Consider the following 23,831-nt stretch of genomic DNA (forward strand, 5'->3'; position numbering starts at 1 on the left):
CTGAAAGATGATCAGGTTGATAGGTCAGAGGTGGAAGCGTGGTAACATGTGGAGCTGACTGATACTAATCGTTCGAGGACTTAACCAATTTTTAAGGCATACTCGTTTTTACAACTTCTTCTGCATTATCTAGTTTTGAGGGAATGATACCTCAAAAGAAAATAGTCTGGCAGCAATGGCGAGAAGGTCACACCCGTTCCCATACCGAACACGGAAGTTAAGCTTCTCAGCGCCGATGGTAGTTGGGACACGCGTCCCTGTGAGAGTAGGACGTTGCCAGGCACATCTAAGACAACCAGAAATGGTTGTTTTTTTGTTTGTCATCTGTAAGGACAATGACAATAGTAAAAAAGTACGAAGTGTTTTCAAAGAAATTACAAATAGACATACACCCAAATGCTAATTGTTACATAATATATTAATTAAGATGACGGGGAAAAGATTATTCAAAAAATTGTATACAAATAGGCACATGAGGGCAGAATGGATGTATGGAGGTGGAGGGATTGAGTTCATTTTTAGCACAGAAGTATCATGAGGAAACGTGCGTTATTTGTGAAAACCAAAAACCAAAAGGCATACATCTATACACTTCATTTATTTGTACAGAATGCGAAAATGATTTAATACAAACAGATACAAACGATCCAAAATATAAATACTTTCTCAAACAACTGAAAAAAATAACCACACCAGAAATTTTTTCATAAAAGTCCATTATGGGCTTATTTTTTTGCATTCATATGAGATTGGGCACTGATTTTTTGTTAGAATGAAGTGAAACTTCCAGCAGTGGGGGTTTCTTGCCGGCCAATAAGGCTGAATAAACGAAGCTCTTAGAAGGAAGTAAACAAATGAATAATCAATTAAAAACACCTTTGTATGATGTGTTAATCGACCATGTCAAAAAGAACCCTATCTCCTTTCATGTCCCTGGACATAAATATGGTACTATAAATCAACCAGAAGCAAATCGTTATTTTAAGCAAATTTTACAAATTGATGCGACGGAGTTATCGGGATTAGATGATCTACATTCGCCAGAAGGGGCGATACTTGAAGCAGAGTCACTACTAGCTAGCCTATTTCAAACCCAAAAGAGTTATTTCCTTGTGAATGGTTCCACCGTAGGCAATCTAGCAATGATTATGGCAGCTTGCTCAGATGGAACAAAGGTTCTTGTTCAAAGAAATTGCCATAAATCCATTTTAAATGGACTAAGCTTGGCAAAAGCTGACCCCGTGTTTCTCGAGCCTGAATTTGACCAGGAGTGGAAAGTCCCTTCTGGTATACGTATAGAAACGGTTAAAGAAGCTATTAACTTATATCCGGATGCAAAAGCACTCATTTTGACTTATCCGAACTACTATGGAATGGGATATGATTTACAAGAAATAATCAAAGAAGCACATCTGCATGATATCCCTGTGTTAGTGGATGAGGCACATGGACCACATTTTATCCTGGGAGCTCCTTTCCCGCCCTCAGCCCTTCAATTGGGTGCAGATGTTGTGGTTCAATCAGCACATAAGACGCTTCCCGCGATGACGATGGGATCCTTTTTACATGTGAATAGCCAGTTGATTAATGGCAATAAGGTAAAGGAATACTTAGCCATGTTCCAATCAAGCAGCCCGTCCTATCCGATTATGGCATCCTTGGACCTGGCCAGAAATTATTTAGCTACATATAAACCAAACGATTTAACCTTTCTTTTGAATGAGATCCAACGCTTTAAAGAGATGTTGGCGGAAATTCCAGCAATCCGGGTGTTAGAATACCCAAATGATAACGGCGATCCTTTAAAATTAACCATCCAGTCCCGCTCAGGGTTAAATGGCTTTAAGCTCCAAAGAAGATTAGAAGAGGGATCCATTTATACAGAATTAGCCGATCCACATAATGTGCTCTTTATTCTTCCTTTATTAAAAGAAAGACAAAGCTTTCCTTTGGAAGAAGCGGTCCTGAAAATTAAGAAGGCGCTAGCTGGTTTACCTTTAAATGATGCTCAAGAGGTGTTTGAGGTGGCTAGTCAAAAAATCTCAACGTTAGCGATCCCTTTTAAAGAAATGGGTAATTTAATGGTAAAAGAAGTAGATATAACTGCAGTGATAGGTGAGGTATGCGCTGAAACGATTATTCCATACCCTCCGGGTATTCCCTTGCTGATAAAGGGTGAAAGGATAACCAAAGATAAACTCAGTCAACTCGCCAGCCTGTTAAAATCCGGCGCAAGATTTCAAGGCGGCTCCCGATTAAAAGATGGTCTTATAAAGACCTTTTACACAGCTTAAGAGATAGATACAGTTTTGGAGGTTTTATTTAAATGGATAAAGGAATATTTATAACATTTGAGGGCCCGGATGGTGCGGGAAAGTCAACAATTATTAACATGGTAGCCCAGCAGCTTGGAAACGTACTGCTAACGCGAGAACCAGGCGGGATTGATATCGCGGAACAGATTCGTGCCGTGATTTTAGATAAAGAAAATACTGCGATGGACCCGCGGACAGAAGCCTTACTCTATGCTGCTGCAAGAAGGCAGCATTTGATAGAAAAGGTGAAACCAGCCTTAGCAGAGGGGAAAATCGTGTTGTGTGACCGGTTTGTTGATAGTTCTTTGGCTTACCAAGGCTACGCACGCGGGTTAGGAATTGATGAAGTTTTTGCAATCAACCAATTTGCGATTGAAAATTTGATGCCTGAGTTAACAATCTACTTTGATATTGAACCAGAGTTAGGCTTAAAGCGAATCAACAAAAATAAAGGCAGAGAGATTAATCGACTGGATTTAGAAAACCTGGAATTCCACCAAAAGGTTAGCACAGGATATCATCTATTAATCGAACGCTTTCCAGATAGAATTCAGTCTATTGATGCTTCCGGCACAGTGGAAGAGGTTTTTCAAGAAACCCTAAAAATAATAGTAGAAAAATTAGCAAAAAGGAAGCCTTCCCTGTAAGGCTTTTTTTTATCCTAAAATAAATATGTAGCCGTCCCTGCCATTACGAATGTAAGGAACTCTGTTACCTGTTATAATATAGGAAACAACAAAACTAGAATGGGATAAAAAAGAGAGGGTGGTTCGGATGAAACTGATCATAGCTGTTGTACAGGACCAGGATAGCAATCGGTTATCAAAGGCACTAGTAGATAACAATTTTAGGGCAACAAAACTAGCGAGTACAGGTGGATTTCTGAAGTCAGGTAACACGACCTTTATGATTGGTACTGAGGATATTCGCGTTGACCGAGCCCTCCAAATTATTAAGGACAACTGCAGATCCAGAGAACAGTTAGTTGCCCCTGTTTCACCGATGGGTGGAAATGCAGACTCGTATGTCCCTTATCCCGTTGAAGTTGAGGTTGGCGGGGCAACCGTATTTGTCCTTCCAATTGAGCAATACATGCATTTTTAAGCATAGTGAATGTCGGATAATTTTTAATGTAAGTGAGTGATGAGCTTGGTAAAATCATGGGAACAGCTAGAAGAGCTTCAGCCAACTGTGTTAAATATGCTAAAAAACAGTTTAGTGAAAAATCGAGTGGCCCATGCGTACCTTCTTGAGGGCATTAGAGGGACAGGTAAGCGGGAAATTGCGTTGTTATTAACGAAGTCCCTATTTTGCGAGTCCATCATTGATCGTTATAAACCTTGTGAACAATGCAAAAATTGTCGTCGAATCAATCATAGCAATCATCCTGATGTTCATATTGTTGAGCCGGATGGATTATCCATTAAGGTTGACCAAATTAGAAGCCTGCAGGTTGAGTTTTCCAAAAAAGGATTAGAATCTTTGAAAAAAGTTTATTTGCTTGTTCATGCAGATAAAATGAGTGTCAGTGCATCCAATAGTTTACTGAAGTTTTTAGAGGAACCCAATCCTGGGACAGTTGCCTTTCTATTAACAGAACAGCCGCAGAAAATTCTACCAACGATTCTTTCGAGGTGCCAAATACTAACATTTCATCCATTATCGCCTCTAGTTATGATTAAACAATTGGTGGAAAACGGCGTAGAACCGCTAAAGGCTCCGTTACTTGCTCAATTGACCAATAGCTTGGATGAGGCACATAAATTAAATGTCGATGAATGGTTTGCACAAGCTCAAAAAATAGTGGTAAAATTATATGAGGTGTTGAAAAAAAATCCGTTGGAGGCTATGGTAACGCTTCAGACTGACTGGTTTCCACACTTTAAAGATAAAGAACAAATTCACCGTGGTTTAGACCTTTTACTTCTTATTTTTAAGGATTTACTATATATACAATTAGATAGGCAGGAGCAAATTGTTTTTCGAGAGGAAAATAAACGGCTGCAACAATTTGCACTGCAAACATCTGGACGGCGCATATCGGATCAAATGTCAGCTATTCTTGATGCAAAAAGAAAGCTTGAGAGGAATATGAATCCTCAGCTGATGATGGAACAGCTTGTGTTAAAATTGCAGGAGGGATCTTCATTTGTATGATGTTGTAGGAGTACGCTTTAAAAAGGCGGGGAAAATCTATTATTTTGATCCAGGGGACCTCTCTATAGAAAAAGATGACTTTGTGATTGTTGAAACAGTTCGTGGAGTTGAGTATGGTAAAGCAGTCATCGCTCGCAAACAGGTGGAGGAGCATGATGTTGTCCTGCCACTAAAAAAAGTGGTGAGAATTGCCGACCCGAAGGATCGAATGATTGTTGAAGAGAATAAGCAAGCCGCAAAGGAAGCTTATGAAGTTTGTAATGAAAAAGTGAATGAGCATCAACTGGATATGAAACTGGTCGATGTAGAATATACATTTGATCGAAATAAAGTCATCTTCTACTTTACGGCTGATGGAAGAGTTGATTTCCGGGAGCTTGTGAAGGATTTAGCAGCTATTTTTAGGACGAGAATTGAATTACGCCAGATTGGTGTCCGCGATGAAGCGAAGATGCTTGGTGGTATCGGGCCCTGTGGGAGAATGTTATGCTGTTCGACCTTTTTAGGGGATTTCGATCCAGTTTCGATAAAAATGGCGAAGGATCAGAACCTTTCATTGAATCCTACAAAAATATCTGGATTATGCGGAAGGCTGATGTGTTGTTTAAAATATGAAAATGATGAATATGAATCTGCTAAAGCATTGCTGCCGGATTTAGGGGAATTCATTGAAACACCACAGGGTAGAGGAAAAGTAGTAGGATTAAATATATTAGAGCGGGTACTGCAGGTTGAACTAAAGGAACAGGATCGAGTTCTGGAGTATACCTTGGAGGAAATCAATAAAGAAGGTGCCTTTTCTATACAATCCACAGATTAACGAGGTGGAAGACGTGGATAAAAAAGAAATATTTGAATCAGTAAGTAATATGGAAACACAAATTGGCCATCTTTACCAGCAGCTGGGAGAATTAAAGCAGCATTTAGCCGAAATACTAGAAGAGAATCATTATTTAAAGCTTGAAAATGAACATTTGAGACGCCGTTTAGATGTAACGACTGAAGCGGAAAAAAAGGTAACAGAGAATAAAAAGGGGGCAGCCCTGCCCGAGTCACCGGGGGTAAAGCCATTTGATGTTGGGGAAGGATATGATAACCTCGCCCGTCTCTATCAAGAAGGGTTTCATATCTGTAACCTTCATTTTGGAAGTTTACGCAAGGAAGGCGATTGTTTATTCTGTCTTTCCTTTCTTAATAAGAAATAACCTTAAGAGGCTGACAAAAATCAGCCTCTATTTTCATACATTTAGGGGATGGATAATTTGGTCAACTTGAAGGAAGATGAACGGTTAGATTATTTATTAGCGGAAAACTTAAGGATTATCCAAAGTCCGTCTGTTTTTGCCTTTTCCCTTGATGCCGTTTTACTTGCAAGATTTGTATATGTTCCGATTCAAAAAGGGAACTTAATTGACCTCTGCAGCGGGAATGGTGTCATCCCTTTATTTTTAAGTGCACGAACAAAGGGCCAGATTACTGGTGTTGAAATACAGGAACGGCTTTACGATATGGCGGTAAGAAGCATTGAATATAATGGACTAGAACCCCGACTGCAAATGATTCATGGTGATATCAAGGATATGCCTAAACAGCTGGGCCATGGGCAATTTGATGTCGTCACTTGCAATCCTCCGTATTTTACAACGGCGTCAAAGGAAGAGATGAATCCCAATGAACATCTAGCGATTGCCCGTCATGAAATTCTTTGTACACTAGAGGATGCGGTCAAGGCTTCAAGTCAATTGGCTAAACAAGGCGGCAAGGTGGCTTTTGTTCACCGACCGGGGCGACTGCTGGATATCATTACATTGATGAGACAATACCGGCTTGAACCCAAACGAATTCAACTTGTCTATCCGAAGAAGGGGAAAGAGGCTAATACGCTTTTAATTGAGGCAATTAAGGATGGCAGTCCGGATCTAAAAATTTCTCCACCGTTATTTGTTTATAATGATAACAATGAATATACACCAGAAATTAGAGAGATTTTATATGGAGAATAACGATCACTATTTTTATGTACTTACTTGTAAGGACGGTAGTTTATATGGTGGATATACGAATAATCTTGAACGCCGGATTAAGCTTCATAATGAAGGAAAAGGGGCAAGATATACGCGGGGCAGGGGTCCGGTCGAACTTACATACTATAGAAGCTATGAAAATAAAGGGGACGCGCTGAGGGCAGAATACTCCTTTAAGCAATTAAGCAGGAAGAAAAAAGATGAATTTTTAATGAAAGAAACAGGTGATGTGTATGTGGCAGCAAAAAAGCTTTGAGAATGAAGCTACGAAAGGGATCTTATATCTTATTCCCACACCAATTGGTAATTTAGAAGATATGAGCTTCCGTGCGATTCGACTATTAAAAGAGGCAGACTTAATTGCTGCAGAAGATACAAGAAATACAAAGAAGCTTTGTAATTACTTTGAAATTGGAACACCTGTTGTAAGTTATCACGAACACAATAAAGAAACGAGCGGCGATAAATTGATTCAAAAAGTAAAGGAAGGGTTAAAGATTGCGCTGGTAAGTGATGCGGGTATGCCTGCCATTTCAGACCCAGGTTATGAGCTGGTCGCAGCGGCCATTGAAGAAAAGGTAACAGTCGTTCCGTTACCAGGTGCAAATGCTGCCCTAACATCATTAATTGCCTCCGGTTTAGTGTGCCAGCCCTTTTATTTTTTTGGTTTTTTGAATCGAAACAAGAAAGAAAAGCGGGCGGAGTTAGAACACTTAAAGTGGCAGTCAGCTACGTTAATCTTTTATGAATCACCACATCGCCTAAAAGAAACGCTTTCGATTATGTCAGATGTCCTCGGTAACCGGAAGATCGCAATTTGCAGGGAGTTAACAAAAAAGTATGAGGAATTTATTCGCGGATCGATCGAAGAAGTAATCGCTTGGACCACGCAGGATGAAATCCGCGGAGAGTTTTGCTTGATTGTTGAGGGGACGGATCAGCAACAAGAGGAAGAACCAAGCTGGTGGCACAATTTAACGCTTGAAGAACATGTAAATCATTATATTTCTGAAAAAAATATCCCTTCGAAGGAAGCGATCAAACTAACAGCGAAAGATCGTGACATAAATAAAAGAGAAGTGTATCAGGCCTATCATGTCGAATAGATAGAGCTTAAGTGGGATACACCGCTGAACGATGGTATCCGCTTTTCAAAGAAAAAAAGCTCCAACACTAATTGAAGTGCCGGAGCTTTCTATTATTTTACTAATTCAAAGTTGTTTTGGATTTCTTGTAATAACTGTTCTGCACCTTCACGGCTAAGAATCAATTTACCGCCAGCAAGAGTTAAATTATCATCAGATACTTCTCCTGTAACTTGGCAAGTCATATTTGGCTTGTATTTCTTTAAGATAATACGCTCATCATCAACGTAAATTTCAAGAGCATCTTTTTCAGCGATACCAAGAGTACGTCTTAATTCGATTGGAATAACCACACGGCCTAACTCATCAACTTTACGAACAATACCAGTAGATTTCATTTTTATGATCTCCTCTCACATTTGCACTTATTTTTCTCTATCTATTTATTCGTCATTATTCGACAAAATTTTCATAACTTAATAATACAAGAAATTCCCATATCCGTCAATTATTTTATTTGGAAAAATAATAGTAAATTTATTCAATTAAGATGATGATCGTTGATTTAACAACGTTTTTTCTGAAAATTACCTATATTTAGCAGTGAATAATACTATTGGATTGTTGATAAAACAACTGTTCAATTCGGTATTTCTTCGACAAACTTCAACATAAATTGATGCGATTGAACTATATATCCTTCGCAGGAATTGAAGCCTTTATGGGTGTAATAGGAAAATATGAAAAAATAAAGGAATCAGGTAAAAGAGCGCCTCCTTGCACAAAAGTTGGTTTTTCGGTATATTTTGAGGATAGAAGCGGGAAAAAAGAGGCAATAATGGTTAAATAGAGCTTTGGACTCGCAAACTAGCGGAGGGATTAAGATGGAGAATAAATTAAAGACTTTTTACCTAACGACACCGATTTACTATCCAAGCGGTAATTTACATATTGGGCATGCTTATACAACTGTTGCAGGTGATGCAATGGCCCGTTATAAGAGGATGCGCGGCTATGATGTTATGTACTTAACTGGAACGGATGAGCATGGGCAGAAAATTCAAAGGAAAGCTGAAGAAGCGGGGATTACTCCGCAGCAGTATGTCGATGAAATTGTCGATGGAATTAAAGAATTATGGAAAAGACTCGATATTTCTTATGATGATTTTATCCGAACAACGGATGAAAGACATAAACAAGTCGTTGAAAAGATGTTTGCGAGACTGCTTGAACAAGGTGATATTTATCTAGATCAGTATGAAGGCTGGTACTGTACACCATGTGAATCCTTTTATACCGACCGTCAGCTAACGGATGGAAATTGTCCGGATTGTGGCCGTCCGGTGGAAAAGGTTAAAGAAGAATCATACTTTTTTAGAATGAGTAAATATGTAGATCGTCTTTTGCAGTACTACGAGGAAAATCCCGATTTCATCCAACCTGAATCTCGAAAAAATGAAATGATTAATAACTTTATCAAACCTGGCCTGGAGGATCTTGCTGTTTCAAGGACAACGTTTGATTGGGGGATCAAGGTGCCGGGGAATCCAAGGCATGTTATTTATGTTTGGATTGATGCCCTTTCCAACTATATTACGGCACTTGGTTATGGAACAGAAAATGATGCAAAATATTTAAATTACTGGCCAGCCGATGTTCACTTAATGAGTAAGGAAATTGTACGTTTCCACACCATCTATTGGCCAATTATGCTAATGGCATTAGATATTCCACTGCCCAAAAAGGTATTTGCCCATGGCTGGCTGTTGATGAAGGATGGAAAAATGTCCAAATCGAAAGGGAATGTGGTTGACCCTGTCACCTTAATTGATCGCTATGGTCTGGATGTGCTCCGCTATTATTTATTAAGAGAAGTTCCGTTTGGGGCGGATGGCGTCTTTACACCGGAAGGATTTGTCGAAAGAATCAATTTCGACCTAGCCAATGATTTAGGTAATCTTTTAAATCGTACGGTCGCAATGATTGAAAAATATTTCAACGGTGTTATACCTGATTATTCCGGTTCAGTTGGGGAATTTGATGCATCACTGCTGCAAGTTAACCAGGATACAGTTAATGTATACGAAGATGTAATGGAGAAGATGGAGTTTTCAGTAGCGTTATCTACAATTTGGCTGCTAGTCAGCCGTACCAATAAATATATTGATGAAACAAAACCATGGGCTTTAGCGAAGGATGAGGCGAATCGCGAGGTACTTGCTAGTGTAATGGCTCATCTGGCCGAATCCTTACGAAGAATTGCGATTTTACTGCAGCCATTCCTAACACGTACACCGAATTCCATCTTTACGCAGTTGGGTATTCAGGATGAGAGCCTTAAAACATGGGAAAGCCTCACTGATTTTGGTGTCATACCAAGCGGAACAAAGGTAGAAAAGGATGCACCGATATTCCCAAGACTTGAAATTGCTGAGGAAGTAGAATTTATTAAGACGAAAATGCAGGGTTCTGCTCCAGCAGTTGAAGAAGAGAAAGATGTAAAGCCAGAAGAAAAACCTGAAGAAATCGACGAAATTGCTATTGACGATTTTATGAAAATTGATTTGAGGGTAGCCGAAGTTGTTCAAGCAGAGCCTATTAAAAAGGCGGATAAATTGCTTAAGCTTCAGCTTGATTTAGGGTATGAAAAGCGTCAGGTCGTTTCTGGAATTGCCCAATATTATAAGCCGGAAGAATTAGTTGGTCGAAAGGTCATTTGTATTACCAACCTAAAACCAGTTAAACTTCGTGGTGAACTTTCACAGGGAATGATCCTAGCAGGTTCAAAAGATGGTCAACTTTCGCTTGCAACCGTCGATCAAACATTACCGAATGGTTCCAAGGTGAAATAATTATGATACTAAAGGCGCCCTTTTAAGGCGCTTTTGCTTTGTGAAATGTCCAGCTCCAACGCCCAGCGGCTAGTGTACTTCGCCCTTTTCCCTACGATAAGTCAAAGTGCTCCAGTCCATACGCCGCTAAACTGGCGTTTCCGTTTCCGCTTTTCGATGTTCCACGTGGAACATTTTTCGAGACATTTCTTTTTATTACTTGGTTATTGTTGAATATTGGCATTTCTAACGCGAATAAGAAAATGTTAGCGAAAAATAAAATTCTTTTTGAAAAAAATGGTGAAGGAGCAAAACTATGCTATTTGATACCCATGTACATTTAAATGATGACCAATATAACGAAGATTTAGAAGAAGTAATCACTAGGGCTCAAAGTGAGGGAGTCACTACTATGGTCGTGGTCGGGTTTGACCGCAAGACCATTCAAAGGGCAATGGAATTAGCTGATAGCTATGATTTTATCTTTGCCTGCATTGGGTGGCATCCCGTTGATGCGATCGACATGACCGAGGAGGATTTACGATGGATAGAGGAATTAACTGCCCATCCAAAGGTAGTTGCCATCGGTGAAATGGGCTTGGATTATCATTGGGACAAATCTCCAAAGGATATTCAGAAGGAAGTTTTTCGAAAACAAATCAGACTTGCTAAAAAGGTTAATCTTCCAATCGTGATTCATAATCGCGAAGCAACAGCTGATATTGTGGAAATTTTAAAGGAAGAAGGAGCGGAAGAAGTAGGCGGGATTATGCATTGCTTTAGCGGCAGCCCTGAAGTAGCGAAGGAATGCGTGAAAATGAACTTTTATATTTCTCTTGGAGGCCCTGTAACCTTCAAAAATGCCAAAAAGCCGAAAGAAGTAGCTGCTGAAATTCCACTAGATAAACTATTAATAGAAACAGATTGCCCATATTTGGCTCCCCATCCCTACCGAGGGAAAAGAAATGAGCCTAGTTATGTAAAATTAGTAGCTGAACAAATTGCCGAAATAAAAGGATTGACAATCGAAGAAGTGGCGGAAGCAACGACACGAAATGCTAAAAAATTATTCGCCATAAAATGATAGGGGAATTTGTCGAAGCTGGTGGAAGCTTGTCTTATATTTTAGCGATAACAAAAAGTTCTACATGTCTCCTTTTCTACATAGGATAACCGTGTCGATAAGTTTATCTTTGCAATATTCCCAACTTTGTGCATAATTAGAAATACCTTCGCACAGTATGCAAAGATTAACAGCCGACAGCATGGTTCATTAATCTCTCTAAGAAAAGGAGGCGTTTTTCATCGTATTCAAAAACATGAAAAACCTGTTTTCCAAGTCTTTGAGCCGGAAGACATTGACCATTGCTTTTGCTAGTTTCGTAGTTTTGCTAACAACTCTTGGTATTCTTTTTTACGAAGGATCAAAGAAAACTGTTGCCATCACTCTTAACGATCAGCAAAAGGTCGTGAAAACACATGCAGATACCATCAAAGAATTATTAGATGAATTGGATGTATCCACCCGCTCACAAGACTATTTGCAACCTAAGGCGAATGCAAAGGTGAAGGACCACCTGAAAGTCGTATGGAAGCAAGCTAACCAGGTTCACATTGTCAAGGACAACGAGAAAAAAACGATCTGGACGACAGCTGATACAGTGGCTGAACTCCTAAAAGAGCAGAAATTTGTTTTGAGCAAACATGACCAAATCTCACCTAGACCGCAAGCGGCAATACAAGATAAGATGAAGATTGGAATAAAAGAAGCATTTCATCTTACATATGTTGACGGCGGTAAAAAGCAACAAGTTTGGGCCACTTCGGCTACGGTCGCTGACTTTTTATCACAAAAGGGCATTCAGTTAAACACACTAGACCGAGTTGAACCGTCATTAACAGAAACCATCTCAGAGAATGGTGTTGTTAACGTCATTCGAGTAGAAAAAGTCACCGATGTAGTGGAAGAACCTGTTCAATTTGCTGTAGTAACCAAAAAGGATGAAAGTTTAGAAAAAGGCAAAGAAAAGACCATTACCGAAGGCAAGCACGGTCGCGTTTCTAAACAATATGAAGTCCTAATTGAAAATGGCAAAGAAGTAACTAGAAAATTAATTAGTGAGCAGAAGATTGCAGAAAAGCAAGATAAAGTTGTGGCTGTCGGAACGAAGGATTTATCGTTACAAGTTTCACGTGGTGCGGATGAGTCGGGACAGGAGTTTTACGTTACTGCAACTGCTTATACAGCGTATTGTAATGGCTGTTCAGGTAGAACAGCAACGGGACTTAATCTCCGTGCTAACCCGAACATGAAGGTAATTGCCGTTGACCCAAGGGTTATTCCGCTGGGGACAAAGGTGTATGTTGAAGGCTACGGCTATGCTGTAGCAGCTGACACAGGAGGGGCAATTAAAGGATATATCATTGATTTATTCATGCCATCCAATCAGGATTGCTACCGCTGGGGACGCAAAAAAGTAAAGATTAAAATTTTAAATTAGTTTACAATTTGCAGAGGGTCCTATCCTCTGCATTTTGCTTTTTTCATAAATTTCTTTATACTAACATCGAATACATATTGATAAAATGCTTCATCTTTATTTTACTTTATTGTATGAATGGATTCAATAATATAGACGATGTACATTACAAAAATGTTTCAAGTTTTTTTCATTTTTTATTTTTTTTATTACGGAGGCTCACACTTTTAAAATGAAGATTAAAGAAATTATAGTTGTGGAAGGTAAAGACGATACTACAGCGATTAAACGGGCAATCAATGCAGATACAATTGAAACAAATGGTTCAGCTGTAAATGAAACCACCATTGAAAAGGTAAGGCGTGCTCAACAGTCCCGAGGCGTAATTATTTTTACGGATCCTGATTTTCCTGGTGAAAAAATTAGAAAGACGATCGCTGAGGCTGTTCCTGGTTGTAAACACGCATTTTTAACGAAGGAAGCGGCTATGGGAAAAGCAGGGGAAAGCCTCGGTGTGGAACATGCAAGTCCTGAAGCCATCCAAGAGGCGCTTAAGGATGCCCAGACCATGCGTGAAACGTTTACAGAGGAAATAACGCAAGAGGACCTACTTACAGCTGGCCTTATCGGTGGTGAAGGGGCTAAAGAAAGAAGAATTATGTTGGGGAAAATTTTAAAAATTGGTTATACCAATGGAAAACAGCTTCATAAGCGCTTAAATGTATTCCAAATCAGTAAGCAGGAATTCGCTGAAGCACTAAGGGTTGTAAGTCAGGAGGAACTATATGAATAAAGATATAGCTACACCGGTAAGGACAAAAGATATTCTTAAAAAATACGGATTTTCATTTAAAAAGAGCCTTGGCCAAAACTTTTTAATTGATACAAATATCTTGAAAAAGATTGTTAGCTTTGCGAATTTAACAGAAGATTCTGGTGCGATTGAAATCGGACCAGGAATTGGTGCGCTTACTGAGCAGTTGGCCCGCACAAGTAAAAAGGTCGTCGCTTTCGAGATCGATCAACGTTTATTACCAATCTTAAATGATACCCTATCACCCTATCCCAATGTAAAAATTATACATAACGATGTATTAGAGGCAGATGTGGCAGAAGTTATTAGAGAAGAATTTAATGATATGGACGATATCATGGTGGTTGCTAATTTACCTTATTATGTTACAACGCCGATTATCATGAAGCTTCTTGAAGAACATTTGCCTATTCGCGGGATCGTTTGTATGCTCCAAAAAGAGGTGGCAGACCGGATTTCTGCACGGCCAGGGACGAAGGACTATGGCTCTCTTTCTATCGCTGTTCAGTATTATACAGAGGCAGAAACAGTGATGATCGTTCCAAAAACGGTTTTTGTGCCGCAGCCGAATGTGGATTCTGCCGTCATCAGGTTAACCAGGAGGGAACATCCCGCTGTTACGGTCACAGATGAAACATTCTTTTTTCAAGTGACCAGGGCCAGCTTTGCACAACGAAGAAAAACCCTGCTTAATAACTTAACAAGCCAGCTGCCCGAGGGAAAGCAAAAGAAAGAAGACATCCTCCAGGCCTTAAGTGCAAGCGGAATCGATCCTGCTAGAAGAGGAGAGACCCTTTCCTTAGAGGAATTTGGCCGCTTAAGCGAAGAATTATATCCGTTTTTCCACTAGACCCTTTTTATAGGGTCTATTTTTTTTCACAATAAAGCAAAGGTTTGCATAGCCTATGAGAGAAACTTTATTTAAAGGCCTTTTTGCTGGTCTTATTGGAGTGACGGCAGTGGATATAAAATTAATGGATATTGTCGGCAGGCGTTCGTATAATTGTGACATTCTATTTCGCGTGATAGATGTTCGAAAAATAAACGACCAGAAATTTGCAGTCCTATATGGAGAAGACTTTCGCCTTGTGGCAGACGCACCATACGAAGATTTGGTCGTCATCGACGATAATCAAAGAGTCAGATTGAAGAATGAATACCGGACGCTAGAGGAACAGTCTTTTAAGCTGTTTAAACAGGATGTTGAATTAATCAAGAACCGTCAGGAATATGAAGCGACCGGAGGATATGTAAAACCAAGTAATTATTTTCAAATGCCAGGGAAGGTTCTCCATCTGGATGGTGATCCATCCTATTTGAAGAAATGTATGACACTGTATGAAAAAGTGGGAATCCCTGTTTTAGGTATACACTGTAATGAAAAAGAGATGCCAGAAAAAATAGGGGAATTGATTGATTTATATCGCCCAGATATTCTTGTTATTACAGGACATGACGCGTATTCAAAGGCAAAAGGAAAAATGACGGATATTAATGCATATCGTCATTCCAAACATTTCGTCCAAACGGTCAAGGAAGCACGAAAAAAGATTCCCCACTTAGATCAGTTGGTTATTTTTGCAGGAGCATGTCAATCGCACTTTGAATCATTGATTCATGCTGGGGCAAATTATGCCAGTTCGCCCTCAAGAATTAACATCCACGCCCTCGACCCAGTCTATATTGTCGCCAAAATCAGTTTTACACCTTTTATGGAAAGAATTAATGTCTGGGACGTGTTAAAGAACACATTAACAGGTGAAAAGGGACTTGGAGGAATTGAAACAAGAGGAGTGTTACGAACGGGAATGCCTTATCGGCCAATCCAAGAAGAGGATGAATAAGCCTTTGCTGTCCGATAAGGCTTATTTTTTTTATTTCTGAGCCGATACATATTCCCATGCAAATAAGGTAACGATAAAAATGTTGAAATTTAGAAGAAAAAGTAGAATAAAAAATATTGACAATCTTTTTGTTTGACTGATATAATTTATGTTTTTGTTTGACATGACTATGTCAGTGTGTTATACTTTACACAGTGAGGTGGACCGAATGCCAAAAACCTTAGCCGATATTAAAAAGGCTCTTGACACAAATTTAGGGAAAAGATTACTGCTTAAAGCCAACGGAGGACGCAGAAAGACGATTGAACGTTCCGGTGTTTTAGCTGAAACTTATCCATCTGTTTTTGTTATTGAATTAGATCAGGATGAAAACTCATTTGAACGTGTTTCTTACAGCTATGCTGATGTATTAACAGAAACAGTTCAAATTACTTTCTACGAAGATGCATCAGGACATTTAGCCTTAAATTAGAATATAAGCAATACACAGCGGTAAACATTTGTTTACCGCTTTTTGCTATTTTAAAACAGTTTCATGAAAACTCTATATCTATCCCATACTAACAATGCTGTAGTATGAAAGGGGTTGTTTTAATGGGCAGAAGAAGAGGGATTATGTCCAGTCGCTTTAAAGAGGAGCTTGCGAAAGAGCTTGGCTTTTATGATGTCGTTCAAAAAGAAGGATGGGGCGGCATCAAGGCAAAGGATGCAGGGAATATGGTCAAGCGTGCCGTTGAACTTGCACAAGAACATTTGGCTAATCAGGGTCCTAGAGTTTAACTTATAAATAAGTCACTTCCGCTTTTGATATTAATCAATCACATACTTCAGCGAGACCAGAGGAAACTATCCTCTGGTCTTTAAATTATTTTTATACTCCATTTCATCTCAAATAGTTTCTTTTTTCTATAAAAAACTATGATAAAATATGAAATTTGATAGGATTTATCATATCTCACGTCTTAGTTTTATCATTTTGTGGTAAAATAGGACAAAATGTGGATTTTCGGACAATTAGAAAAGTAGAAGCGCCTTGCCCAGGGGCGACAGGCGTAAGACGAGCCGGCGAGAAGGTTGTTCTTTGACCTTCTTGACGGATTGGCTTATGACCCCGAGCCCCTAGGCGCTGGAACTGGACAATAAAGAAGTAGGTGGACGTAGTGAAGCTTTTAGTAAAAGCCCCGGCCAAAATAAATTTAGCATTAGATGTTTTACACAAACGCTCAGACGGTTTTCATGAGGTGGAGATGATTATGACCACTATTGATTTGGCTGACCGGGTTGAATTATCGTTATTAAACGATAATAAAATACATATTCATTCTCATAATCGCTATGTCCCAGATGACCAGCGTAATTTAGCCTTTCAAGCTGCACAGCTTTTGAAAGATCGATTTAATGTAAAAAAAGGTGTGCTGATTTCGATTGAAAAAACGATTCCCGTTGCGGCTGGACTTGCGGGGGGAAGCAGTGATGCTGCTGCTACATTAAGAGGTTTAAGTAAACTCTGGAATCTCGGTTTAACAATGGATGAATTGGCCGAACTAGGAAGCGAAATTGGATCAGATGTTTCATTTTGTGTCTATGGAGGTACTGCCTTGGCAAAGGGCAGAGGGGAAATGATTACCGAATTACCTGCCCCGCCGACATGTTGGGTGATCCTTGCGAAGCCCTTTATTGGGGTTTCAACAGCTGAAGTATACCGAAGACTAGATACCAATAAAATGTCCCATCCAAACATTCGGGGAATGATTGAAGCGATAAATGAACATGATTATCAAAAGGTATGTAAAAACGTGGGGAATGTTTTAGAAGATGTTACCTTAAACCTTCACCCTGAAGTTGCATTAATAAAAGAACAAATGAAACGTTTTGGTGCAGATGCCGTATTAATGAGTGGCAGCGGTCCAACTGTTTTTGGAATTGTTCAGCATGATTCAAGAATGCATCGAATTTATAATGGATTAAGAGGATTCTGTGACCAAGTATTTGCGGTCCGCATGTTAGGGGAACGGCACTCACTTGATTAAAAACGTACGAAAATGGTATTCTATAACTAGAATATTCGTGTTTTTGGGGGCATGTTATGAAATTTCGCCGCAGTGAACGTTTGATTGATATGACAAATTATTTACTAGATCATCCTCGGCAACTAGTTCCGCTTACTTTTTTTGCAGATCGTTATTCATCTGCCAAATCATCGATTAGTGAAGATTTGGGTATCATCAAAGAGACGTTTGAAAAAAGAGGAATTGGGACCATACAAACAGTGCCTGGGGCTTCAGGCGGGGTAAAGTTCTTTGTAAAAGTAAGTCAAGAAGCAGCAGCACCTTTTATTAATGAATTGTGTGAATTAATTGCTAAACCTGACAGGCTTTTACCTGGTGGATATTTATATTTAACTGATATATTAGGGGATCCTCAAGTAGTGCAAAACGCGGGGCGCATTATTGCCTCTGCCTATACAGATGCAAAAATTGACGTGGTCATGACCGTTGCTACAAAAGGAATTCCTCTTGCCTATGCTGTGGCAAGTCAGTTAAATGTTCCAGTTGTCATCGTTCGAAGAGATAGTAAAGTAACGGAGGGGCCGACAGTAAGTATTAATTATGTGTCCGGTTCAGCCAAAAGAATCCAAACCATGGTCCTTTCAAAACGAAGCATGAAACAGGATTCACGCGTCCTTATTGTCGATGATTTTATGAAGGCTGGCGGAACTGTCATGGGAATGATCAGCATGCTTGAGGAATTTAATGGGCATCTGGCTGGAATTGCAGTTCTAGTAGAGGCAGAAAAAATTCAAGAGCGTCTAGTCGATGAATATATTTCCCTCGTTCAGTTATCTGATGTGGATGTGAAGGAAAAAAAGATTAATGTTCAAGCTGGAAATTATTTTACTAAATAATTGGAGGGAATTTGGATGAAAACAGTTCAAACAAATCAAGCACCGGCGGCTATTGGCCCATACTCGCAAGGAATTACCGTAAATAATATGTTCTATAGCTCAGGGCAAATTCCATTAACAGCTGATGGAGCCTTGGTAACAGGCGATATTAAAGAACAAGCTCACCAAGTTTTTCAAAATTTACAGGCAGTTTTAACAGCTGCTGGTGCGTCTTTTGAAACAGTCGTTAAGACAACTGTATTTATTAAAAATATGGATGATTTCGCTTCATTAAACGAGGTATATGGTGAATATTTCTCGATCCATAAACCCGCTCGTTCGTGTGTCGAGGTTGCCCGCTTACCAAAAGATGTTTTAGTTGAAATTGAAGTTGTCGCACTCGTTAAGTAATTTAGTTAATTTCTGTTAATTTACTCCTGTGTTTACAATTGTTCACTATTTTGCCCTAAATTTTCTAAAATATTTTGAATATAAAGAAGGATTTCTGAAAAAGTTGTTGAATTTAATTACTTAGCTTTTTATATCAGAAAAGGGTGTGAGCACATGGAAGTAACTGACGTAAGATTACGCCGAGTTAATACTGACGGACGCATGCGAGCGATTGCATCAATCACTTTGGACAATGAATTTGTTGTTCATGACATTCGTGTTATTGACGGGAACAACGGTTTATTTGTAGCTATGCCAAGCAAACGTACTCCAGATGGAGAATTTCGTGACATTGCGCATCCAATTAATTCAGGAACGCGCGGTAAAATCCAAGAAGCTGTTTTGGCTGAGTACCACCGTTTAGGTGAATTAGAAGTAGAATTTGAAGAAGCCGGAGCTTCCTAAGGATTTTTACAACTAGGGCCTTTCTTCTATGAAGGCTCTTTTTATTGTTTTTAGTTAATCCCCTCCCCTTTATTCCCTCGTAAATTAACTCATTATTACAAAATTAGACTCTTCCCTCACATACCTTGAAAAGAGCGCCCATTTACGTTAATATTTTTAATGGATAAAAAGGTTAATTGGAGGACTTGAACATGCATAATCGTTATGCTGTGATTTTGGCTGCAGGGCAAGGAACGCGGATGAAGTCAAAGCTATATAAAGTATTACACCCGGTATGCGGAAAACCAATGGTACAACACGTGGTTGACCAAGTAATGAAGCTTAATATACAAGAAGTTGTCACAATTATTGGTCATGGGGCAGAAATGGTGCAAGCACAGCTGGGCGATAGCAGTCGGTATGCTCTACAAGATCAGCAGTTAGGTACTGCCCATGCTGTTAGTCAGGCACAGAGCCTGCTCGAAGGGAAAGCAGGAGTGACGATTGTTGTTTGTGGGGATACTCCTCTAATCAAAGCTGAAACGATGGAGTCTCTGTTTAAACATCATGAAGAGTTAGCTGCAAAAGCTACCATCCTCACAGCGAGAATTGAAGACCCAACAGGATACGGCCGAATCATTCGTAATAAAAAAGGCTTAGTTGAAAAAATTGTTGAGCATAAAGACGCCTCTGAAGAGGAAAGAAAGATTAATGAAATCAATACTGGTACTTATTGCTTCGATAATTTTGCATTATTTGAAGCCTTAAAGAACGTTTCAAATGAAAATGTTCAAGGGGAATATTATTTACCAGATGTGATAGAAATTCTAAAAAAACAGGGGGAAGTTGTCACAGCTTTCCAAACAGATGAATTTGAAGAAACATTAGGTGTGAATGACCGCGTGGCTTTAGCAGAAGCAGAACGAATTATGCGTGGCCGTACGAATGCAGCACATATGCGGAATGGGGTAACGATTATTGATCCTGCGAACACCTATATAGAAACAGAGGTTGAAATAGGGCAGGATACAGTTATCTATCCAGGAACGATGATCAAAGGCAAAACAGTGATTGGAGCAGAATGTCAGATTGGACCAAACTCTGAAATCGTTTCGTGTGAAATTGGTGCTGAAACGGTAATCCGTCAATCAGTTGCCCATAATAGCTCGATCGGTGCTCAAGTCAACATTGGGCCATTTGCCCATATTCGTCCAGAATCAGCGATTCAGGATGAAGTGAAGATTGGCAATTTTGTCGAAATTAAAAAGGCTGTCTTTGGAAAAGGAAGCAAAGCCTCCCATCTCAGCTATATTGGTGATGCTGAGGTAGGTTCCGATGTAAACATTGGCTGTGGCTCGATTACAGTGAATTATGACGGTAAAAATAAATTCTTAACAAAAATAGAAGATGGAGTCTTTATTGGCTGCAATTCAAATCTAGTTGCTCCTGTTACGATTAAGAAGGGTGCATATGTGGCCGCTGGTTCAACGATTACAAAAGATGTACCAAGTGAGGCCTTATCGATTGCCCGGGCACAGCAAGTGAATAAGGAAAATTACGTTCAAAAGCTTAATCTAAAGAAATAGGCTAAGAAATTTAGGAGGCTATTATGTCGAATCAATATTTAGACCCAAATCTTAAGGTATTTAGTTTAAATTCCAATCGTCCCCTTGCAAGAGAAATTGCTAAAGTAATCGGTGTTGAATTAGGTAAATGTTCTGTCACAAGATTTAGTGATGGAGAAATTCAAATCAATATTGAAGAAAGTATTCGTGGCGGTGACGTTTATGTCATCCAGTCGACTAGCCAGCCTGTTAATGAAAATATTATGGAATTATTAATTATGATTGATGCGTTAAAAAGGGCCTCTGCTAAAACGATTAATATTGTGATGCCATACTATGGCTATGCACGTCAGGATCGTAAGGCACGTGCTCGTGAGCCGATTACAGCTAAATTAGTGGCAACCCTGCTTGAAACGGCTGGAGCAACCCGTGTTATCTGTCTTGATCTGCACGCACCACAAATTCAAGGATTCTTTGATATTCCTACGGATCATTTAATGGGTGTACCTATTTTAGCTGACTATTTTAAAACTAGAGAATTCAATGGCGATATTGTCATCGTTTCTCCAGACCATGGCGGCGTAACAAGAGCTCGGAAATTAGCGGAACGGATGAAAGCTCCAATTGCGATTATCGATAAACGTCGCCCAAGACCAAATGTCGCTGAAGTAATGAATATCGTAGGTAACATTGAAGGGAAAACGGCGATTTTAATTGATGATATTATCGATACAGCTGGAACCATCACACTCGCGGCGAACGCTTTAATTGAAAACGGCGCATCAGAAGTTTATGCTTGCTGTACCCATCCGGTTCTTTCGGGTCCTGCAATCGAAAGAATTCAAAATTCAAAAATTAAAGAATTAGTGATCACTAATTCCATTGCACTTCCAGAAGAGAAAAAGATTGATAAGATTATTAACTTATCTGTAGCACCACTGCTTGGTGAAGCGATTATTCGTGTTCATGAGGAGCAATCTGTAAGTACTTTGTTTGATTGATGATAAGAATGAAGGGTCTGGCCTCTTTGGTCAGATCCTACTTTTGCTTATGTATAGTTACCTATTTTGGAACAAACAGTCCAAAAAAATGTTTAGACCGCCCTCTTTTGGGGCATTTTTATATAGACAGTTTTTGATAAAATAGGAGGGTAACTAAATATGAGTACTGTACTACAAGCAAAAGAACGGAAGGAATTCCGTCATTCCGCATTAAAGGCCATTAGAAAAAACGGGAACATCCCCGCGATTATTTATGGTGCGAAGGTTGATAGTAAGCCTGTGTCGATTAGTTCAGCAGACTTAACAAAAACGATCCGTCAAGTGGGCAGGAATGGTGTTATTTCTCTTGATGTAGATGGCAGTAAACAAGATGTTGTCTTAACCGATTACCAAGAGGACTCTATTAAAAAAGAGATCATACACGTTGATTTCTTAGCTGTAGATAAATCCTCAAAAATTAATGTGGATGTAAGACTTGTTCTCGTTGGGGATGCAGCAGGAGTAAAAGACGGCGGCGTGATGCAGCAACCGCTTCATCAATTAGCAGTTACATCGACACCGGATAATATTCCACCGCAAATTGAAGTGGATGTAACAAACCTACAAGTAGGTGAAACATTAACCATTGCCGACATTCTATATCAAGGTTCTTCTTTTACGATTAACCATGAGAATGATGAGGTAATCGCTTCGATTCTTCCACCAAAGCAAGAAGAGGAAATTAATGCAGGTGAACAACAAGCACCGGGACATCCTGATAATGAAGAAGGAAGAGAGACCACTCCGGAATAGAAAAGCAATCGCGCTCGGGCTAGACAATGTTCCAAGCACAATGTAAATTAAGAGTTGGAAGGCGTAATCTTCTTCAGGTTACGTCTTTTATCGCATTAAATATTTATGGGAGAAAAATCTATGTTTCGTAAAATATTTAAAAGGTTGGCTAAGCCAGAAGAGGTGGGACCCCAGATGAAGTTAATCGTTGGTTTAGGTAACCCAGGAAAACAATATGACCAGACGAGGCACAATATTGGTTTTGAAGTCATTGATGCTCTATCGAGTAAATTTGCGATCCCACTTAACCAGTCCAAATTTAAAGGACTGTATGGGATTGGTTTTTATAGTGGTGAAAAAGTAATTTTATTAAAACCGCTTACTTATATGAATTTATCTGGAGAATCAATCAGAGCTGTCATGGATTATTATGATATTGACATAGAAGATCTGCTTGTAATTTATGATGATCTTGATTTGCCGGTCGGAAAGATTAGACTTCGACAAAAAGGGAGCCCTGGCGGACATAATGGGATTAAGTCCACAGTAGCCCATCTTGGAACACAACAGTTCAACAGAATAAGGATTGGAATTGACCGCCCTCAGCCTGGAATGAGTGTGCCTGATTATGTTCTAGGACGTTTTCATCCGGACGAAAAGGCTCCAACTGAGGATGCAGTGAAGAAAAGTGCAGAAGCCTGCTCGTCATGGCTGGAAAAGCCCTTCTTACAGGTCATGAATGAATATAATCAGTAAATTGTTCATGACACAAGCCATTGTTTCATACAATAAAGCATTAAAACGAAATGGAAGGATCATCATACGAGCGGTTAATCTAATGAATAAGTTCCTCCTAGTAGGTTAATACTAATAAGGAATCCTAGATTAGGGAGGGACAGGCGTGGCTATCCATTACCATTGTCGTCATTGTGGTACCAAACTTGGTTCAATTGATAAAGCATCGATACACAGCGAAAGCCTCGGTCTTCATAAATTAACAGATCAAGAAAGACTGGAAATGGTTGCGTATGACTCGTCCGGCGATATTCACATCACAGCCATTTGTGAAGACTGTCAGGAAGCTTTAGAGCGGAATCCAGATTACCATCAATACGATTTCCTTATTCATTAACCAGCTTTGGAGTACCGTCCAAAGCGTTTTTCTATTTATAATTTACTAACATAAGAACGTTATTAATATGAATTTTGTTGAGGAGGGAGGAGAA

At 39.4% G+C, this 23,831-nt stretch carries 28 protein-coding genes and 2 rRNA genes; 29 read left to right on the forward strand and 1 reads right to left on the reverse strand.

The features are described 5' to 3' along the window. The 12 genes from J7E67_RS03025 to rsmI form a co-directional block, all read left to right on the forward strand. Positions 1–88: ribosomal RNA gene (locus J7E67_RS03025) — 23S ribosomal RNA — on the forward strand; the annotation flags it as partial. Positions 89–165: 77 nt separating this feature from the next. Beyond that, a 5S ribosomal RNA gene (rrf, locus tag J7E67_RS03030) occupies positions 166–282 on the forward strand. Positions 283–491: 209 nt separating this feature from the next. After that, positions 492–710, forward strand: coding sequence for a sigma factor G inhibitor Gin (locus tag J7E67_RS03035; protein WP_214717327.1), 219 nt, complete (start codon positions 492–494; stop codon positions 708–710). A 144-nt stretch (positions 711–854) separates the two neighbouring features. Further along, positions 855–2,294 (forward strand): aminotransferase class I/II-fold pyridoxal phosphate-dependent enzyme, encoded by a 1,440-nt coding sequence (locus J7E67_RS03040; protein WP_214717326.1) that lies wholly within the window; start codon positions 855–857, stop codon positions 2,292–2,294. A gap of 32 nt (positions 2,295–2,326) precedes the next feature. Further along, the gene (gene tmk, locus J7E67_RS03045) at positions 2,327–2,962 is read left to right on the forward strand and encodes a dTMP kinase (RefSeq protein WP_214717325.1); all 636 of its coding nucleotides are present in this window, start codon (positions 2,327–2,329) and stop codon (positions 2,960–2,962) included. A gap of 127 nt (positions 2,963–3,089) precedes the next feature. Then, a complete protein-coding gene (locus tag J7E67_RS03050) occupies positions 3,090–3,419 on the forward strand; it encodes a cyclic-di-AMP receptor (RefSeq protein ID WP_088084908.1) in 330 nt (109 codons plus the stop codon). A 45-nt stretch (positions 3,420–3,464) separates the two neighbouring features. Then, positions 3,465–4,472 (forward strand): DNA polymerase III subunit delta', encoded by a 1,008-nt coding sequence (holB, locus tag J7E67_RS03055; RefSeq protein WP_214717323.1) that lies wholly within the window; start codon positions 3,465–3,467, stop codon positions 4,470–4,472. Continuing rightward, complete coding sequence (locus tag J7E67_RS03060) at positions 4,465–5,292, forward strand: PSP1 domain-containing protein (RefSeq protein ID WP_088084910.1); 828 nt, start codon at positions 4,465–4,467, stop codon at positions 5,290–5,292. The genes holB and J7E67_RS03060 overlap by 8 nt, the downstream gene beginning before the upstream one ends. Positions 5,293–5,341: 49 nt before the next feature. After that, complete coding sequence (yabA, locus tag J7E67_RS03065) at positions 5,342–5,677, forward strand: DNA replication initiation control protein YabA (protein ID WP_251026543.1); 336 nt, start codon at positions 5,342–5,344, stop codon at positions 5,675–5,677. 57 nt (positions 5,678–5,734) lie between these two features. Further along, positions 5,735–6,475: a tRNA1(Val) (adenine(37)-N6)-methyltransferase gene (locus J7E67_RS03070; RefSeq protein ID WP_214717321.1), complete on the forward strand. Its 741-nt coding sequence runs from the start codon at positions 5,735–5,737 to the stop codon at positions 6,473–6,475. Further along, positions 6,465–6,752 carry a GIY-YIG nuclease family protein gene (locus tag J7E67_RS03075; protein WP_214717320.1) on the forward strand — a complete coding sequence of 96 codons (288 nt, stop codon included), beginning with the start codon at positions 6,465–6,467 and terminating at the stop codon, positions 6,750–6,752. Before J7E67_RS03070 ends, J7E67_RS03075 begins: the two co-directional genes overlap by 11 nt. Beyond that, positions 6,730–7,602: a 16S rRNA (cytidine(1402)-2'-O)-methyltransferase gene (gene rsmI, locus J7E67_RS03080; protein ID WP_214717319.1), complete on the forward strand. Its 873-nt coding sequence runs from the start codon at positions 6,730–6,732 to the stop codon at positions 7,600–7,602. Before J7E67_RS03075 ends, rsmI begins: the two co-directional genes overlap by 23 nt. Before the next feature lie 92 nt (positions 7,603–7,694). Here rsmI and J7E67_RS03085 read toward each other — a convergent pair whose 3' ends face one another. Beyond that, positions 7,695–7,985 carry a transition state genes transcriptional regulator AbrB gene (locus J7E67_RS03085; protein ID WP_176525588.1) on the reverse strand — a complete coding sequence of 97 codons (291 nt, stop codon included), beginning with the start codon at positions 7,983–7,985 and terminating at the stop codon, positions 7,695–7,697. 480 nt (positions 7,986–8,465) lie between these two features. Here J7E67_RS03085 and metG point away from each other — a divergent pair, with 480 nt between their 5' ends. The 17 genes from metG to fin all read left to right on the forward strand — a co-directional run bounded on the left by metG (position 8,466) and on the right by fin (position 23,737). After that, positions 8,466–10,433: a methionine--tRNA ligase gene (metG, locus tag J7E67_RS03090; RefSeq protein ID WP_214730994.1), complete on the forward strand. Its 1,968-nt coding sequence runs from the start codon at positions 8,466–8,468 to the stop codon at positions 10,431–10,433. A gap of 295 nt (positions 10,434–10,728) precedes the next feature. Continuing rightward, positions 10,729–11,496 (forward strand): TatD family hydrolase, encoded by a 768-nt coding sequence (locus tag J7E67_RS03095; protein ID WP_214717317.1) that lies wholly within the window; start codon positions 10,729–10,731, stop codon positions 11,494–11,496. Positions 11,497–11,731: 235 nt separating this feature from the next. Next, the gene (locus J7E67_RS03100; protein ID WP_214717316.1) at positions 11,732–12,913 is read left to right on the forward strand and encodes a G5 and 3D domain-containing protein; all 1,182 of its coding nucleotides are present in this window, start codon (positions 11,732–11,734) and stop codon (positions 12,911–12,913) included. Positions 12,914–13,124: 211 nt separating this feature from the next. Next, positions 13,125–13,685: a ribonuclease M5 gene (rnmV, locus tag J7E67_RS03105; RefSeq protein WP_214717315.1), complete on the forward strand. Its 561-nt coding sequence runs from the start codon at positions 13,125–13,127 to the stop codon at positions 13,683–13,685. Next, positions 13,678–14,556, forward strand: a complete 879-nt coding sequence (rsmA, locus tag J7E67_RS03110; protein WP_214717314.1) for a 16S rRNA (adenine(1518)-N(6)/adenine(1519)-N(6))-dimethyltransferase RsmA — start codon at positions 13,678–13,680, stop codon at positions 14,554–14,556. Before rnmV ends, rsmA begins: the two co-directional genes overlap by 8 nt. 109 nt (positions 14,557–14,665) lie before the next feature. Then, on the forward strand, positions 14,666–15,550 hold the full coding sequence (yabG, locus tag J7E67_RS03115) for a sporulation peptidase YabG (protein ID WP_214717331.1): 885 nt from the start codon (positions 14,666–14,668) through the stop codon (positions 15,548–15,550). A gap of 208 nt (positions 15,551–15,758) precedes the next feature. Next, a complete protein-coding gene (gene veg / locus J7E67_RS03120) occupies positions 15,759–16,022 on the forward strand; it encodes a biofilm formation stimulator Veg (RefSeq protein WP_066249244.1) in 264 nt (87 codons plus the stop codon). Between the two features lie 122 nt (positions 16,023–16,144). Then, a complete protein-coding gene (locus J7E67_RS03125) occupies positions 16,145–16,330 on the forward strand; it encodes a small, acid-soluble spore protein, alpha/beta type (RefSeq protein ID WP_168241456.1) in 186 nt (61 codons plus the stop codon). Between the two features lie 380 nt (positions 16,331–16,710). Further along, on the forward strand, positions 16,711–17,580 hold the full coding sequence (ispE, locus tag J7E67_RS03130; RefSeq protein ID WP_214717313.1) for a 4-(cytidine 5'-diphospho)-2-C-methyl-D-erythritol kinase: 870 nt from the start codon (positions 16,711–16,713) through the stop codon (positions 17,578–17,580). A 56-nt stretch (positions 17,581–17,636) separates the two neighbouring features. Continuing rightward, positions 17,637–18,455 carry a pur operon repressor gene (gene purR, locus J7E67_RS03135; RefSeq protein WP_214717312.1) on the forward strand — a complete coding sequence of 273 codons (819 nt, stop codon included), beginning with the start codon at positions 17,637–17,639 and terminating at the stop codon, positions 18,453–18,455. A 15-nt stretch (positions 18,456–18,470) separates the two neighbouring features. After that, positions 18,471–18,845 (forward strand): RidA family protein, encoded by a 375-nt coding sequence (locus J7E67_RS03140; RefSeq protein ID WP_168241459.1) that lies wholly within the window; start codon positions 18,471–18,473, stop codon positions 18,843–18,845. Positions 18,846–18,998: 153 nt separating this feature from the next. After that, on the forward strand, positions 18,999–19,289 hold the full coding sequence (gene spoVG / locus J7E67_RS03145) for a septation regulator SpoVG (RefSeq protein WP_003347151.1): 291 nt from the start codon (positions 18,999–19,001) through the stop codon (positions 19,287–19,289). Positions 19,290–19,480: 191 nt separating this feature from the next. After that, on the forward strand, positions 19,481–20,854 hold the full coding sequence (gene glmU, locus J7E67_RS03150) for a bifunctional UDP-N-acetylglucosamine diphosphorylase/glucosamine-1-phosphate N-acetyltransferase GlmU (RefSeq protein ID WP_214730996.1): 1,374 nt from the start codon (positions 19,481–19,483) through the stop codon (positions 20,852–20,854). 23 nt (positions 20,855–20,877) lie between these two features. Beyond that, positions 20,878–21,834 carry a ribose-phosphate diphosphokinase gene (locus tag J7E67_RS03155; protein ID WP_214717310.1) on the forward strand — a complete coding sequence of 319 codons (957 nt, stop codon included), beginning with the start codon at positions 20,878–20,880 and terminating at the stop codon, positions 21,832–21,834. Between the two features lie 159 nt (positions 21,835–21,993). Continuing rightward, on the forward strand, positions 21,994–22,626 hold the full coding sequence (locus J7E67_RS03160; protein ID WP_168241462.1) for a 50S ribosomal protein L25/general stress protein Ctc: 633 nt from the start codon (positions 21,994–21,996) through the stop codon (positions 22,624–22,626). Between the two features lie 174 nt (positions 22,627–22,800). Then, a complete protein-coding gene (pth, locus tag J7E67_RS03165) occupies positions 22,801–23,361 on the forward strand; it encodes an aminoacyl-tRNA hydrolase (protein WP_214717330.1) in 561 nt (186 codons plus the stop codon). 145 nt (positions 23,362–23,506) lie between these two features. Further along, the gene (fin, locus tag J7E67_RS03170; RefSeq protein ID WP_168241463.1) at positions 23,507–23,737 is read left to right on the forward strand and encodes an anti-sigma-F factor Fin; all 231 of its coding nucleotides are present in this window, start codon (positions 23,507–23,509) and stop codon (positions 23,735–23,737) included. The last annotated feature ends 94 nt before the right edge of the window (positions 23,738–23,831 follow it).

The sequence above is a fragment of the Bacillus sp. ISL-46 genome, assembly GCF_018613205.1.

Coding starts and splice junctions, on each gene's coding strand:
- J7E67_RS03140 (WP_168241459.1), top strand. CDS start 18,471: ATGAAAACAGTTCAAACAAATCAAGCACCGGCGGCTATTGGCCCATAC.
- J7E67_RS03125 (WP_168241456.1), top strand. CDS start 16,145: ATGGGCAGAAGAAGAGGGATTATGTCCAGTCGCTTTAAAGAGGAGCTT.
- J7E67_RS03075 (WP_214717320.1), top strand. CDS start 6,465: ATGGAGAATAACGATCACTATTTTTATGTACTTACTTGTAAGGACGGT.
- tmk (WP_214717325.1), top strand. CDS start 2,327: ATGGATAAAGGAATATTTATAACATTTGAGGGCCCGGATGGTGCGGGA.
- J7E67_RS03040 (WP_214717326.1), top strand. CDS start 855: ATGAATAATCAATTAAAAACACCTTTGTATGATGTGTTAATCGACCAT.
- J7E67_RS03050 (WP_088084908.1), top strand. CDS start 3,090: ATGAAACTGATCATAGCTGTTGTACAGGACCAGGATAGCAATCGGTTA.
- yabA (WP_251026543.1), top strand. CDS start 5,342: ATGGAAACACAAATTGGCCATCTTTACCAGCAGCTGGGAGAATTAAAG.
- glmU (WP_214730996.1), top strand. CDS start 19,481: ATGCATAATCGTTATGCTGTGATTTTGGCTGCAGGGCAAGGAACGCGG.
- J7E67_RS03160 (WP_168241462.1), top strand. CDS start 21,994: ATGAGTACTGTACTACAAGCAAAAGAACGGAAGGAATTCCGTCATTCC.
- J7E67_RS03095 (WP_214717317.1), top strand. CDS start 10,729: ATGCTATTTGATACCCATGTACATTTAAATGATGACCAATATAACGAA.
- J7E67_RS03100 (WP_214717316.1), top strand. CDS start 11,732: ATGAAAAACCTGTTTTCCAAGTCTTTGAGCCGGAAGACATTGACCATT.
- J7E67_RS03155 (WP_214717310.1), top strand. CDS start 20,878: ATGTCGAATCAATATTTAGACCCAAATCTTAAGGTATTTAGTTTAAAT.
- veg (WP_066249244.1), top strand. CDS start 15,759: ATGCCAAAAACCTTAGCCGATATTAAAAAGGCTCTTGACACAAATTTA.
- spoVG (WP_003347151.1), top strand. CDS start 18,999: ATGGAAGTAACTGACGTAAGATTACGCCGAGTTAATACTGACGGACGC.
- metG (WP_214730994.1), top strand. CDS start 8,466: ATGGAGAATAAATTAAAGACTTTTTACCTAACGACACCGATTTACTAT.
- purR (WP_214717312.1), top strand. CDS start 17,637: ATGAAATTTCGCCGCAGTGAACGTTTGATTGATATGACAAATTATTTA.
- rsmA (WP_214717314.1), top strand. CDS start 13,678: ATGAATAAAGATATAGCTACACCGGTAAGGACAAAAGATATTCTTAAA.
- pth (WP_214717330.1), top strand. CDS start 22,801: ATGAAGTTAATCGTTGGTTTAGGTAACCCAGGAAAACAATATGACCAG.
- rnmV (WP_214717315.1), top strand. CDS start 13,125: ATGAAGATTAAAGAAATTATAGTTGTGGAAGGTAAAGACGATACTACA.
- J7E67_RS03035 (WP_214717327.1), top strand. CDS start 492: ATGGAGGTGGAGGGATTGAGTTCATTTTTAGCACAGAAGTATCATGAG.
- rsmI (WP_214717319.1), top strand. CDS start 6,730: ATGTGGCAGCAAAAAAGCTTTGAGAATGAAGCTACGAAAGGGATCTTA.